This is a genomic window from Pseudomonas sp. Irchel s3a12 (assembly GCF_900187485.1).
Lineage (GTDB): Bacteria > Pseudomonadota > Gammaproteobacteria > Pseudomonadales > Pseudomonadaceae > Aquipseudomonas > Aquipseudomonas neuropathica.
In genome coordinates this window covers 68,157-81,052 of record NZ_FYDN01000005.1, presented here as the reverse complement: position 1 = coordinate 81,052, position 12,896 = coordinate 68,157, and the positions used below count along the sequence as shown (strand labels likewise).

Sequence of the window (12,896 nt, the reverse complement as noted above, 5' to 3'; positions counted from 1 at the left end):
CAAGGACTAATCGTACGGCTAGGCGGTAGTTTTCCTACGCTAGCTCAAGGATGGGTATGACGTGGGTTTGAGGGTATTCGTTCACTGGAGAATTGGCTGATTGCCATTATCTTGATTTGGTCTGAAAATCATTCGCGAGCAGGCTCGCTCCCACATTTGAAACGCATTCCAGTGTGGGAGCGAGCCTGCTCGCGAAGAGGCCAGATGCCGCAACGCAATTTCAGAGCCTACTTCTGCGTCCCGTCATCATGCTGCAGATTCGCCTGGGTCAGATTGCACCCCGCCGGCACACTCCGCGTCAGCCACACATTGCCGCCAATGGTCGACCCCTTGCCAATGGTGATCCGCCCGAGAATCGTCGCCCCGGCATAAATCACCACATCGTCTTCAACAATTGGATGGCGCGGATGGCCCTTCTGCAACTGCCCGTCTTCATCTGCCGGGAAACGCTTGGCGCCCAACGTCACCGCCTGATAAATCCGCACGCGCTCACCAATGATCGCCGTCTCGCCGATCACCACGCCCGTGCCGTGATCGATAAAGAAGCTACGGCCGATCTGCGCACCCGGATGGATATCGATACCGGTCGCCGAATGGGCGATTTCCGCGCTGATCCGCGCCAGCAACGGCAAACCGGCGCGATACAAATGGTGCGCGAGGCGATGGTGAATCACCGCGAGAATCCCCGGGTAGCACAGCAGCACTTCGTCGACACTGCGTGCCGCCGGATCACCGTGATAGGCCGCCAGCACATCGGTGTCGAGCAGTGTGCGCAGGCCCGGCAGTGCGAGGGCGAAATCTTGTACGATCTGAATCGCGCGGGCTTCGACTTCGGTGTCAGCCTGCGCGCTGTGGCGGGCGACGTAACGCAACTCCAGGCGGGTCTGCGCCAGCAACGCATTCAGCGCGACATCGAGGGTGTGGCCGACGTAGAAATCTTCACTCTCTTCGCGCAGGTCAACCGGGCCCAGGCGCATCGGGAACAACGCGCCACACAATGCTTCAAGAATCTCCGCCATCGCTGCACGGGACGGCAACTCGCGACCGCCCTGCTCGCCGGACGCCCGGCCGTTCTGTGCCCGCCACTGATCCCGCGCGCTGCGCAGTTGACTGACGATGGTCTGCAATTGCCAATGGCTGGAACGCTCGCTCACGGTAAAGACTCCTCACGGGCGGCCGGACTGTCTGGCCGCGTCAACGGCGCCTACTTTACGGCATGCTTACGAGGGCGAATTAAGAACCGATAGTGCTGGCCTCAGTTCATTTGGCTATAAGCGATTCACGGTTGCCCCTGCAAAAGCGCGTGCCTATAGTCCTTTCATCTTCCTCCGCCAGTACGGACCCATGATCAAACAACAGCTGGACCGCTTTAACCGTCTCGACCTGCTCAACCACCCAACGCCGCTGGAAAAACTCGAACGCCTGTCCACCTGGCTTGGCCGCGAGGTGTACATCAAGCGCGATGACCTGACGCCGCTGGCCATGGGCGGCAACAAATTGCGCAAACTCGAATACCTCGCTGCCGACGCTCTCGCGCAAGGCGCCGACACGCTGATCACCGCCGGCGCGCTGCAATCGAACCACGTTCGCCAGACCGCCGCACTGGCCGCCAAATTGGGCCTGGGTTGCGTGGCGCTGCTGGAAAATCCGCTGGGCACTGACGACAGCAATTACACCGGCAACGGCAACCGCCTGCTGCTGGATCTGTTCGACACCAAAGTCGAACTGGTCGACAACCTCGACAACGCCGACGAACAACTGACCGCCCTCGCCGCCCGCCTGCGCAGCAACGGCAAGAAGCCGTATCTGGTGCCAATTGGTGGCTCCAATGCGCTCGGTGCGTTGGGCTATGTGCGCGCCGGTCTGGAACTGGCCGAGCAGATCAACGACACCGGCCTGAATTTCGCCGCTGTAGTGTTGGCCTCGGGCAGTGCCGGGACGCACAGCGGTCTGGCATTGGCGTTGAGCGAAGTGTTGCCGCAATTGCCGGTGATTGGCGTGACGGTTTCGCGCAGTGAAGAAGATCAGCGACCGAAGGTTCAGGGACTTGCCGAACGCACGGCGGCGCTGCTCGGCGTCGAACTGCCGGCCAGCTTCAAGGTCGAGTTGTGGGACGAATATTTCGGCCCGCGTTATGGCGAGCCGAATGCCGGGACGCTGGCGGCGCTGAAGCTGCTGGCGAGTCAGGAAGCGTTGTTGCTCGATCCGGTGTACACCGGCAAGGCCATGGCAGGTTTACTCGACGGGATTGGTCGTCAGCGCTTTGATGAAGGCCCGATCATCTTCCTGCACACCGGTGGCGCGCCAGCGTTGTTTGCCTACAAGGATTTCCTGTAACAGAAGATCAAAACGGCAGCTCCTACAAGTGATCTCATGTAGGAGCTGCCGCGGGCTGCGATCTTTTTCCACAGACATTACATATTCCAATAACGAATAACATTTCAAATATTAAGTATTTTCAAGTCTAACGCAGACATCTTATAGTCTCGCCGCAGGCGAATTTCGCGAGAGACGCATAAGCTGCTTTAAGGCAGGATAGCGCTGTCGTCCGAATCACCAATTCGCCAACTTTCCTTAAGCGTCTTCCATAAGAAAACACAGGGGCTTGTCATGAATTTTTCCGCACTACGTCGCAATCTGCTGGTGGGTTCGCTGGGCCTTGCGCTGAGCGCCGGCCTGATCGGCCAGGCAGTGGCCGGTGAACAGTTGCAACAGATCAAGGACAAAGGCGTTATCAACGTCGGCCTGGAAGGCACTTACCCACCGTTCAGCTTCGTTGATGCCGACGGCAAGCTGTCCGGTTTCGAAGTTGAATTCTCTGAGGCGCTGGCCAAAGAGCTGGGTGTGAAGGTCAAACTGCAGACCACCAAGTGGGACGGCATCCTCGCGGCGCTTGAGTCCAAGCGTCTGGATGCAGTGATCAACCAGGTGACCATTTCCGAAGAGCGCAAGAAGAAGTATGACTTCTCCGAGCCGTACACAGTTTCCGGGATTCAGGCGCTGGTGCTGACCAAGAAAGCCGCCGACCTGAACATCAAATCCGCTGCCGATCTGGGTGGCAAGAAAGTCGGCGTGGGCCTGGGCACCAACTACGAGCAGTGGGTCAAAGCCAACGTGCCGACCGCTGACGTGCGCACTTATGAAGATGATCCGACTAAATTCCAGGACCTGCGTGTCGGCCGTATCGACGCCATCCTGATCGACCGTCTGGCCGCACTGGAATACGCCCGCAAAGCCAAGGACACCACTGCCGCAGGCGAACCGTTCTCTCGTCAGGAAGCTGGCGTTACCTTGCGTAAAGGCGAGCCTGAACTGTTGGCTGCAGTGAACAAGGCTATCGAAAAGCTGCGCGCCGATGGCACGCTGGCCAACCTTTCGGAAAAATACTTCAGCGCTGACGTCACTAAATAATGGAAGCAACTTTCCAAATCATACGGGAGGCCATGCCCTTTTTGCTCAAGGGCATGTACTTCACGGTCATCCTCAGCCTCGGTGGCATGTTCTTCGGCTTCCTGCTCGGCTTCAGCCTGGCGTTGATGCGTCTGTCGCGCTTCAAAGTGGCGAACTGGATTGCCCGCATCTACGTGTCGTTTTTTCGCGGCACGCCGTTGCTGGTGCAACTGTTCGTGATCTATTTCGGCTTGCCACAGGTGGGGATCGAACTCGATCCGATCCCGGCTGCCCTGATCGGCCTTTCGCTGAACATGGCGGCCTACATTTGTGAAATCCTGCGATCTTCGATCAGCTCGATCGAACGCGGTCAGTGGGAAGCCGCCGCGAGCATTGGCATGACCCGCGCGCAAACCCTGCGGCGGGCCATCTTGCCGCAAGCGATGCGTACGGCATTACCGGCGCTCGGCAACAGCTTCATTTCACTGGTCAAGGACACTGCACAGGCCGCCACTATCCAGGTGCCGGAGTTGTTACGTCAGGCGCAGTTGATCAGCGCACGTAACTTCGAAATTTTCACCATGTACCTTAGTGCCGCACTGCTCTACTGGATTCTGGCCTCGGTGCTCGCGCACCTGCAAAACAAGCTGGAAGAGCGGGTCAATCGGCACGACCAGGAGTCCTGACCCCATGATTGTCGTGGAAAAACTGACCAAGCAATTCAAGGGTCAGGTCGTGCTCAACGGCATTGACCTCGAGGTGAAGGAAGGCGAAGTCGTCGCAATCATCGGCCCCAGCGGTTCGGGGAAAACGACGTTCCTGCGCTGCCTGAACTTCCTTGAACAACCCACAAGCGGCCGGATCAAGGTCGGCGATATCGAAATCGATACCGGCCGCCCGCTGAACCAGCAGCAAAGTCTGGTGCGCAACCTGCGCCAGCACGTGGGCTTCGTGTTCCAGAACTTCAACCTGTTCCCCCATCGCACCGCACTGGAAAACGTCATCGAAGGCCCGGTTGTGGTCAAGAAGATGCCACGCGAAGCCGCCATTGCCTTGGGCAAAAAGCTCATGGCCAAAGTCGGACTCGCCGGCAAAGAAGACGCTTATCCACGTCGCCTCTCTGGTGGTCAGCAACAGCGCATAGCGATCGCCCGGGCGCTGGCGATGGAACCGGAAGTGATCCTCTTCGACGAGCCGACTTCGGCGCTTGACCCGGAGCTGGTCGGCGAAGTGCTGGCGACGATTCGTGGCCTGGCTGAAGAAAAACGCACTATGGTGATCGTCACCCACGAGATGGGTTTTGCTCGTGACGTGGCCAACCGTGTGGTGTTTTTCGATAAAGGCGTGATCGTCGAACAAGGTGAAGCGAAGGCATTGTTTGCCAATCCGAAAGAAGAACGCACTAAACAGTTTCTCAGCAAGTTCCTGAATCACGCCTGAGAACTTTTATTGCATCACCGATAACTTCCACGGACGGAAGTTTCCTTTATAAAACATTTACCCCCTTCAGTCTCATTCAAACAAAACATATCCCAAACAGTACATATATATGTTCTGCAACAGATAACACCCGCCTCCTCCCCTGCCACCTGAAATGATAGTGCTCAAATAAATCCGCGCATAAAACGCCGAGAAAGCCCTGTGTCCCGTGGCTCATTTCGCCTGATCACTTAGGCATATGGCCGCGACAGCGTAGGAAACTTCTGATTAATTCGTAATTCACGGATTAACTAATATCGTCTATTGACACCCCATCCCGCAGACTCTTATCTAGTCGGCAACCGGCATCAACTAGTTTAACCACCCCGTCTTCAACTTGAATAAAAGCCCAAAGCTTTATTGCCAGTTTATTCACGCTTTTTGTTCTTTCAGAAACGGACTTCGCTGCAAGGCTTCAAGGAGAGAAATCGATGACCCGCACTTCGCACACCCCCGAACTGGCAGCGCCGACCCTCGCGCCAGCGCAAAAAACCGGCATCAATCTGGCTGCCGCCGCACACCTCTTGATCGAGGTGTCGCCCTACCCTGATATGGACAGCGGCGATCTCATCGAGCTGTTCTGGAACAAATGCTATGTCGCTTCCAAAGTGCTGACGGCGGATGACGTCGGCACAGCCGTCAGCCTAAGGGTGCCGGAAAGCTTCATCACCAACGGCACCGCGCGCATCCACTACCGGGTGATGCAGGTCGGTCAGGGGCCGGCGTTTTCGGCGGCGACGCGCGTACAGGTCAAACTGGACTGCCCCGGCGGGCAACCCACGGCGCTGAGCGCAGACGAAAATCAGCAACTGGCCCCGGTTGCCATCCCCGACGCCATACGCCGTCAGGGCGTCAATCCGAACCAGATTAAACGCGGTGTGCCGCTGACCATCGAGCCGTACCTGAACATGGCCGAGGATGACGCCATCACCTTGCGCTGGGGTGACGTGCGCATGGATCTGGCACCGGTCACCGCCGCAGATATCGGCTTGCCGATTCAGGTCTGGGTACCGCCGTCGGTGATCGTCGAAGCAGGCGAGGATCTGCGCCTGGACGTGACGTATTGCATTCTCGATCGGGTCGGCAACAACTCCCGCTGGGCACCGCCCCGCACATTGAAAATCGGCTGCGCAAATCCTTATCTGAAAGTCCCGCTCAGGCCCGAACTCAAAGCCGCCGAATCCCGCAAGCCCTGAACACAATGCCCCTGTGGCGAGAGAGCAAGCGCCCTCGCCACCGGATCATTCCAGCCGCAAAAAAATTCTTAACCAACCCGACCATCACCTCTTCTATGCATATTCCTAAAAGTTAGTTTATTTAATATTTATACACGTTTAGGGTATATAAACCGGACCACCGGACATTCATTCGTTCGCCGCACTTTTGCGGCGTTTTTCATGAGATGTGAGGTAGGTAGCATGGTCCGGAACACAATCACCCCAGTGCAGATCGCCAGGGCATTGCGTGCAGCCAAGGAGCGGCACTGATGTCCAGTCTGGCAAATGCAAACGTCCAGTCTGATCTGGACATCGCCCCGTTGTTGTTGCCTGCGCAGGTCTTGCGCAACGACGCCCAAGCCATCAACGCCGCCCAAGAGCTGGCACAAGTCGCCCGCGTGCAGGCCGCGAAACGCGACCGTCAGCGCAAGCTGCCGTGGTCGGAAATCGAACAGTTCACCCGCAGCGGATTAGGCAGCATCGCCATCCCGCGCGAATACGGTGGCCCGCAGGTTTCATTCGTCACTCTGGCCGAAGTGTTCGCGATCATCTCCGCCGCCGACCCGGCGTTGGGGCAGATCCCGCAGAACCAGTTCGGCATCATCAATCTGGTACTCGGCAGCGCCACCGAAGCGCAGAAACAACAGCTATTCCAGAGCGTTCTGGAAGGCTGGCGCATCGGCAACGCCGGTCCTGAGCGCGGCACCAAAAACACCCTGGAACTGAAAGCGCGGATCACCGCCGATGGCGATGATTACGTGATCAACGGCCAGAAGTTCTACTCCACTGGCGCACTGTTTGCGCATTGGGTTGCGGTGAAAGCGGTCAACGATGACGGCAAGCAAGTACTGGCCTTCGTCCGTCGCGGCACGCCGGGGCTGCGCATCGTTGATGACTGGTCGGGCTTCGGTCAGCGCACCACCGCCAGCGGTACGATTCTGCTGAACAACGTGCGTGTCGAATCGAGCCTGGTGGTCGACAACTGGAAGATCAACGAAACCCCGAACACCCAAGGCGCGGTGTCGCAGCTGATTCAAGCCGCGATCGACGCCGGCATCGCCCGTGGCGCCATTGATGACGCCATTGAGTTCATCAAAACCCGCGCACGGCCGTGGATCGACGCCAAGGTTGATCGCGCCAGCGATGATCTTTATGTCATCGCCGATATCGGCAAACTCAAAATCGAACTGCACGCCGCCGAAGCGCTGCTGCGCAAGGCCGGCAAAGTGCTCGATCAAGTGCACGCAGCGCCGATCACCGCCGAGTCCGCCGCACGCGCTTCTATCGCCGTGGCGGAGGCGAAAGTGCTGACTACCGAGATCTCGCTGTTGGCCAGTGAAAAGCTTTTCGAACTGGCCGGCAGCCGCGCCACCCTCGCCGAATTCAACCTCGACCGTCACTGGCGCAACGCCCGCGTGCACACGTTGCACGACCCGGTGCGCTGGAAATATCACGCGGTCGGCGCCTATCGCCTCAACGGCACTTTGCCTGCTCGCCATTCCTGGATCTGACGACCAGACATCTGGAGAAAAACATGACGCTTTCCCATCACGTCGCGGTCATCACCAGCGATGAGCAAGCCCTGATCGTCGCCAGCGACCTGGCCGAAGATTTCAAACGCGACAGCGCCCTGCGCGACCGTGAACGCCGCCTGCCTCTGCCGGAACTCGACGTGTTTTCCCGCTCGGGTCTGTGGGGCATCAGCGTACCGAAGGAATACGGCGGCGCTGGCGTGTCCAACGTGACTTTGGCCAAAGTCATCGCGCTGATCGCTCAAGCCGACGGCTCGCTCGGGCAGATTCCGCAAAATCATTTTTACGCGCTGGAAGTGCTGCGGGTTAACGGCAGTCACCAGCAGAAACAACGGCTTTATGCCGAAGTGCTGGCCGGGCAACGCTTCGGCAACGCCTTGGCGGAACTAGGTACGAAAACCGCTCACGACCGCGTCACCAGCCTCAAGCGTGATGGTGACGGCTATCGCATCAACGGCCGCAAGTTCTATGCGACCGGCGCGATTTATGCCCAGCGCATTCCAACTTCCGTTGTCGATGAAAACGGTGTGCAGCAACTGGCCTTCGTTCCGCGTGACAGCAAAGGCCTGACCGTGATCGACGACTGGAGCGGCTTCGGCCAGCGCACCACCGGCAGCGGTTCGGTGGTGTTCGAAGATGTGTACGTCGCGGCTGAAGACGTGCTGCCGTTTCAAAGCGCCTTTGAACGTCCAACCACCGTCGGCCCGCTGGCGCAGATCCTTCACGCCGCCATCGACACCGGTATTGCCCGCGCCGCTTACGAAGACGCCCTGCACTTTGTGCGCAGCAAGACGCGGCCGTGGATCGATTCCGGCAACGACAAAGCCACCGAAGACCCGCTGACGTTGAAGAGCTTCGGCCACTTGAGCATTCGCCTGCACGCCACGGAGGCGTTGCTTGAACGCGCCGGCGAATTCCTCGACGCAGCGCAAGCCGGGACCAGCGCAGAAACCGTCGCTGCCGCTTCGATTGCCGTCGCCGAAGCACGGGCGATCAGCACTGAAATCTCTTTGGCCGCCGGCAGCACGCTGTTCGAACTGGCCGGCAGCCAGGCGACACTGATCGAACACGGCCTCGACCGCCACTGGCGCAACGCCCGCGTGCACACCTTGCACGACCCGGTGCGCTGGAAATATCACGCGGTGGGCAACTACTACCTCAACGATGAAAACCCTCCGTTGCGAGGGACGATCTGATGAGCGCGGCGAAAAAGAAGATCCTGCTCAATGCGTTCAACATGAACTGCATCGGCCACATCAACCATGGCCTGTGGACGCATCCGCGCGATACCTCAACGCGCTACAACACCATTGAATACTGGACCGAACTGGCGCAACTGCTGGAGCGCGGACTGTTCGACGGCTTGTTCATCGCTGACATCGTCGGCGTGTATGACGTCTATCAGAACTCGGTGGACGTGACGTTGAAAGAGTCGATCCAATTACCGGTCAACGATCCGTTATTGCTGGTTTCAGCGATGGCTGCCGTGACCAAAAACCTCGGTTTCGGCTTGACCGCCAACCTCACCTACGAACCGCCGTATCTGTTCGCCCGGCGCATGTCGACGCTCGATCATTTGAGCCGTGGTCGAGTGGGCTGGAACATTGTCACCGGCTATCTCGACAGCGCCGCGAAAGCCATGGGACTGAGCGAGCAGGTCGAGCATGACCGTCGTTATGACCAGGCCGACGAGTACCTGGAGGTGCTCTACAAACTCTGGGAAGGCAGTTGGGAAAACGGCGCGGTACTGAATAACCGTGAGCAGCGGATCTACGCCAACCCGGAAAAAGTGCACAAGGTCGAGCACAAGGGCGAGTTCTATCAGGTCGAGGGCTATCACCTCTGTGAGCCGTCGCCACAGCGCACACCGGTGCTGTTTCAGGCCGGCAGTTCTGAGCGCGGTTTGCTGTTCGCCGGGCGTCACGCCGAGTGCGTGTTCATCAGCGGCCAGAACAAACCGTCGACCAAGGTTCAGGTCGACAAGGTGCGCGCCAGCGCCGTCGAGGCCGGGCGCAATCCTGAGGACATCAAGGTGTTCATGGGCCTCAACGTGATCGTCGGCGCGACCGAAGAAGCCGCGTGGGCCAAGCACGCCGAGTATCTGAGCTACGCCAGCGCCGAAGCCGGCGTGGCGCATTTTTCCGCCTCCACCGGCATCGACTTTTCCCAATACGAGATCGACGAACCGATCCAATACGTGAAGAGCAACGCCATTCAGTCGGCGACCAAAAACCTGCAGAACAACGACTGGACCCGGCGCAAATTGCTCGACCAGCATGCCCTCGGTGGCCGCTACATCACCGTGGTCGGTTCGGTTGATCAAGTGGCAGATGAGCTGGAATCGTGGATCGCCGAGACCGGCCTGGATGGTTTCAACCTGACCCGGATTGTTACGCCGGAAAGCTATGTCGATTTTATCGAGCTGGTGGTTCCGGAGCTGCAGCGGCGTGGGTCGTACAAGACCGCGTATGACAGCGGCAGCTTGCGCGAGAAGCTGTTTCACAGCGAAGCGCAGTTGCCCGAGCAACACACCGGCGCAGCGTTCCGCCGCTAAAAGCATCGCTGGCAAGCCAGCTCCCACAAGGGTCTGTGGCGTTCACAAAACCTGTGGGAGCTGGCTTGCCAGCGATGAGGCCCGACCCAACACCACAAAATTAATGCACTGACTGGAAAAACCATCATGACCAAGAAACGCCTGTCCCACCCAGTCAAAGCACTGGCCCTGGCCCTCGGCCTGTTCAGCTCGGCCATTTTCGCCGCCGACGCCCCATTGAAAATCGGCACCACCGCCGCCTTCGCCATTCCGCTCGAAGCCGCCGTGGAAGAAGCCTCCAGACAAGGCCTGAACGTCGAGCTGGTGGAGTTCACTGACTGGATCGCACCCAACGTCAGCCTCGCCGCCGGCGACATCGACGTGAACTACTTCCAGCACATTCCGTTCCTCGAAAACGCCAAAGCCGCCTCGGGTTTTGATCTGGTGCCGTTCGCACCGGGGATCATCAACAACGTCGGTCTCTATTCGAAAAAATACAAAAGCTTTGATGAGTTGCCCGAAGGCGCCAGCGTCGCCATCGCCAACGACCCGATCAACAGCGGGCGTGGTTTGCAATTGCTGGCCAAGGCCGGTTTGATCACGCTGAAGCCGGGCGTCGGCTACAAGGCTACTGAAGACGATATCGTCGCCAACCCGAAGAAAATCAAAATCCTCCAAGTCGAAGCCGTGCAATTGGTACGCGCCTATGACGACGCCGATCTGGTCCAGGGCTACCCGGCCTACATTCGTCTGGCGAAGACTTTCGATGCCGGTTCGGCGCTGCTGTTCGACGGTCTCGACCACAAGGAATACGTGATCCAGTTCGTCATCCAGCCGAAAAGCAAAACCGACCCGCGCCTGATCAAATTCGTCGACATTTACCAGCATTCGCCGGTTGTTCGCGCGGCGCTGGATAAGGCCCACGGCAAGCTGTATCAAGCCGGTTGGGAAAGCTGAGCATGACGGCCGCGATCCAACGGCGACTGGAGATTCCAGAGCCACACCATGCTGAAAAAACCGAGCTGCACCCTGAACTGAATCGCGCCCACGTACGCTTCATCGGCCTGGGCAAAACCTACAACGGCCGGCAGGGCCCGGTCGCCGCGTTGCAAGGCATCGATCTGGCGATTCAGCGCGGTGAAGTGTTCGGCATCATCGGCCGCAGCGGTGCCGGCAAGTCGTCGCTGATTCGGACGATCAATCGTTTGGAACAGCCGACGTCCGGGCGCGTTCTGATCGATCAGGTCGACATCGGCGAGTTCGATGAAGACCGTCTGGTCGCCCTTCGCCGGCGCATCGGCATGATTTTTCAGCACTTCAATCTGATGTCGGCCAAGACCGTTTGGCAGAACGTCGAATTGCCGCTGAAAGTCGCGGGCGTAGCAAAAGAGCAGCGCGACAAAAAAGTCCGTGAATTGCTCGAACTGGTCGGTCTGCAAAGCAAGCACAAGGCTTATCCGGCGCAGCTTTCCGGTGGGCAGAAACAACGCGTCGGCATCGCCCGTGCGCTGGTGCACGACCCGGATATTTTGCTCTGCGACGAAGCGACTTCGGCCCTTGATCCGGAAACCACGCAGTCGATCCTCGGCTTGCTGCGTGAGATCAACCAACGCCTGGGCCTGACCATCGTATTGATTACCCATGAGATGGCAGTGATCCGCGAAATCTGCGCCCGCGTTGTCGTGCTTGAACACGGGCGAGTTGTCGAGCAAGGCCCGGTCTGGGAAGTGTTCGGCAATCCACAGCATGAGGTCAGCCAGACCTTGCTCGCGCCGCTGCAACACGCGTTGCCGGAGGAGTTGCAGAGCCGCTTGCAAGCTCAAGCGCCCTCCTCCGACGCCGCTGTGGTGCTGCGTTTGCAGTTCACCGGCAGCGCCAGTGACGAGCCGGATCTGGCGGCACTGTTCGCTGCATTGGGTGGCCGGGTGAAGCTGCTTCAGGGCGGCGTCGAACGGATACAGGGGCATGCGCTGGGGCAACTATTGCTGGCGGTGAGCGGCTCTTCGTTCAGCGCCGAGCAACTGCGCGAGCGCGCCACGCCTTGGGCGCAACGGGTGGAGGTACTGGGTTATGTGGTTTGATCGCTTGTTGCAGGGTTTTATCGACACGTTTCTGATGGTCGGCGTGTCGTCGCTGATCGCCTTGCTGGTGGGGATTCCCATGGCGGTGATCCTGGTCACCAGCGACAAGGGCGGCATCTATGAAGCGCCGGTGTTGAACCGTGCCTTGGGCGCGTTCGTGAACCTGTTCCGCTCGATCCCGTTTCTGATTCTGATGGTCGCGCTGATTCCGTTTACCCGGTTGATTGTCGGCACCACCTACGGTGTCTGGGCGGCCGTGGTGCCGCTGACGATTGCGGCGACGCCGTTCTTTGCGCGGATTGCCGAAGTGAGCCTGCGTGAGGTCGATCATGGTTTGATCGAAGCCGCGCAGGCGATGGGTTGCCGACGTTGGCACATTGTCTGGCATGTGCTGTTGCCCGAGGCGCTGCCGGGGATTGTCGGCGGTTTCACGATTACGCTAGTGACGATGATCAACTCCTCGGCCATGGCCGGGGCGATTGGTGCCGGTGGCTTGGGGGATATCGCTTATCGCTACGGCTATCAGCGCTTTGACAGCCAGATCATGTTGACGGTGATTGTGTTGCTGGTGGCGTTGGTCGCGGTGATTCAGTTGGGTGGGGATCGCTTGGCGCGGGGGTTGAACAAGCGCTGAGCTCATCCGGAATCATGCCGCGCCTCTGAA

Annotated in this window: 12 protein-coding genes; 11 read left to right on the top strand and 1 reads right to left on the bottom strand. The window is 58.9% G+C overall.

The window, feature by feature from the left end; translation table 11 throughout:
* Positions 1–227: 227 nt before the first annotated feature.
* Positions 228–1,154, bottom strand: coding sequence for a serine O-acetyltransferase EpsC (epsC, locus tag CKW14_RS10210; RefSeq protein ID WP_016983653.1), 927 nt, complete (start codon positions 1,152–1,154; stop codon positions 228–230).
* A gap of 190 nt (positions 1,155–1,344) precedes the next feature.
* On the opposite strand from epsC, the gene CKW14_RS10205 reads away from it, so the two are divergent.
* The 11 genes from CKW14_RS10205 to CKW14_RS10155 all read left to right on the top strand — a co-directional run bounded on the left by CKW14_RS10205 (position 1,345) and on the right by CKW14_RS10155 (position 12,866).
* Positions 1,345–2,337, top strand: coding sequence for a D-cysteine desulfhydrase (locus tag CKW14_RS10205; protein ID WP_095125268.1), 993 nt, complete (start codon positions 1,345–1,347; stop codon positions 2,335–2,337).
* Positions 2,338–2,610: 273 nt separating this feature from the next.
* A complete protein-coding gene (gene tcyJ, locus CKW14_RS10200; protein ID WP_095125267.1) occupies positions 2,611–3,411 on the top strand; it encodes a cystine ABC transporter substrate-binding protein in 801 nt (266 codons plus the stop codon).
* Positions 3,411–4,076, top strand: a complete 666-nt coding sequence (tcyL, locus tag CKW14_RS10195; RefSeq protein ID WP_095125266.1) for a cystine ABC transporter permease — start codon at positions 3,411–3,413, stop codon at positions 4,074–4,076. The genes tcyJ and tcyL overlap by 1 nt, the downstream gene beginning before the upstream one ends.
* 4 nt (positions 4,077–4,080) lie before the next feature.
* Positions 4,081–4,830, top strand: a complete 750-nt coding sequence (gene tcyN, locus CKW14_RS10190; protein WP_095125265.1) for an L-cystine ABC transporter ATP-binding protein TcyN — start codon at positions 4,081–4,083, stop codon at positions 4,828–4,830.
* 470 nt (positions 4,831–5,300) lie between these two features.
* Positions 5,301–6,065, top strand: a complete 765-nt coding sequence (locus CKW14_RS10185; protein ID WP_095125264.1) for a hypothetical protein — start codon at positions 5,301–5,303, stop codon at positions 6,063–6,065.
* 290 nt (positions 6,066–6,355) lie between these two features.
* Complete coding sequence (locus tag CKW14_RS10180; RefSeq protein ID WP_095125263.1) at positions 6,356–7,597, top strand: SfnB family sulfur acquisition oxidoreductase; 1,242 nt, start codon at positions 6,356–6,358, stop codon at positions 7,595–7,597.
* Between the two features lie 23 nt (positions 7,598–7,620).
* Positions 7,621–8,814, top strand: coding sequence for an SfnB family sulfur acquisition oxidoreductase (locus CKW14_RS10175; protein ID WP_095125262.1), 1,194 nt, complete (start codon positions 7,621–7,623; stop codon positions 8,812–8,814).
* Positions 8,814–10,172 carry an LLM class flavin-dependent oxidoreductase gene (locus tag CKW14_RS10170; RefSeq protein WP_095047082.1) on the top strand — a complete coding sequence of 453 codons (1,359 nt, stop codon included), beginning with the start codon at positions 8,814–8,816 and terminating at the stop codon, positions 10,170–10,172. The genes CKW14_RS10175 and CKW14_RS10170 overlap by 1 nt, the downstream gene beginning before the upstream one ends.
* Before the next feature lie 126 nt (positions 10,173–10,298).
* The gene (locus CKW14_RS10165) at positions 10,299–11,108 is read left to right on the top strand and encodes a MetQ/NlpA family ABC transporter substrate-binding protein (RefSeq protein WP_095125261.1); all 810 of its coding nucleotides are present in this window, start codon (positions 10,299–10,301) and stop codon (positions 11,106–11,108) included.
* A 2-nt stretch (positions 11,109–11,110) separates the two neighbouring features.
* The gene (locus tag CKW14_RS10160; RefSeq protein WP_095125260.1) at positions 11,111–12,232 is read left to right on the top strand and encodes a methionine ABC transporter ATP-binding protein; all 1,122 of its coding nucleotides are present in this window, start codon (positions 11,111–11,113) and stop codon (positions 12,230–12,232) included.
* Entirely contained in the window at positions 12,222–12,866 is a 645-nt protein-coding gene (locus CKW14_RS10155) for a methionine ABC transporter permease (RefSeq protein ID WP_034151854.1), read from the top strand. The genes CKW14_RS10160 and CKW14_RS10155 overlap by 11 nt, the downstream gene beginning before the upstream one ends.
* Positions 12,867–12,896: the final 30 nt, after the last annotated feature.

What these genes read in the sequence shown, in the direction of transcription:
- CKW14_RS10205 (WP_095125268.1), top strand. Translation starts at nt 1,345, where the DNA reads ATGATCAAACAACAGCTGGACCGCTTTAACCGTCTCGACCTGCTCAAC.
- tcyJ (WP_095125267.1), top strand. Translation starts at nt 2,611, where the DNA reads ATGAATTTTTCCGCACTACGTCGCAATCTGCTGGTGGGTTCGCTGGGC.
- tcyL (WP_095125266.1), top strand. Translation starts at nt 3,411, where the DNA reads ATGGAAGCAACTTTCCAAATCATACGGGAGGCCATGCCCTTTTTGCTC.
- tcyN (WP_095125265.1), top strand. Translation starts at nt 4,081, where the DNA reads ATGATTGTCGTGGAAAAACTGACCAAGCAATTCAAGGGTCAGGTCGTG.
- CKW14_RS10185 (WP_095125264.1), top strand. Translation starts at nt 5,301, where the DNA reads ATGACCCGCACTTCGCACACCCCCGAACTGGCAGCGCCGACCCTCGCG.
- CKW14_RS10180 (WP_095125263.1), top strand. Translation starts at nt 6,356, where the DNA reads ATGTCCAGTCTGGCAAATGCAAACGTCCAGTCTGATCTGGACATCGCC.
- CKW14_RS10175 (WP_095125262.1), top strand. Translation starts at nt 7,621, where the DNA reads ATGACGCTTTCCCATCACGTCGCGGTCATCACCAGCGATGAGCAAGCC.
- CKW14_RS10170 (WP_095047082.1), top strand. Translation starts at nt 8,814, where the DNA reads ATGAGCGCGGCGAAAAAGAAGATCCTGCTCAATGCGTTCAACATGAAC.
- CKW14_RS10165 (WP_095125261.1), top strand. Translation starts at nt 10,299, where the DNA reads ATGACCAAGAAACGCCTGTCCCACCCAGTCAAAGCACTGGCCCTGGCC.
- CKW14_RS10160 (WP_095125260.1), top strand. Translation starts at nt 11,111, where the DNA reads ATGACGGCCGCGATCCAACGGCGACTGGAGATTCCAGAGCCACACCAT.
- CKW14_RS10155 (WP_034151854.1), top strand. Translation starts at nt 12,222, where the DNA reads ATGTGGTTTGATCGCTTGTTGCAGGGTTTTATCGACACGTTTCTGATG.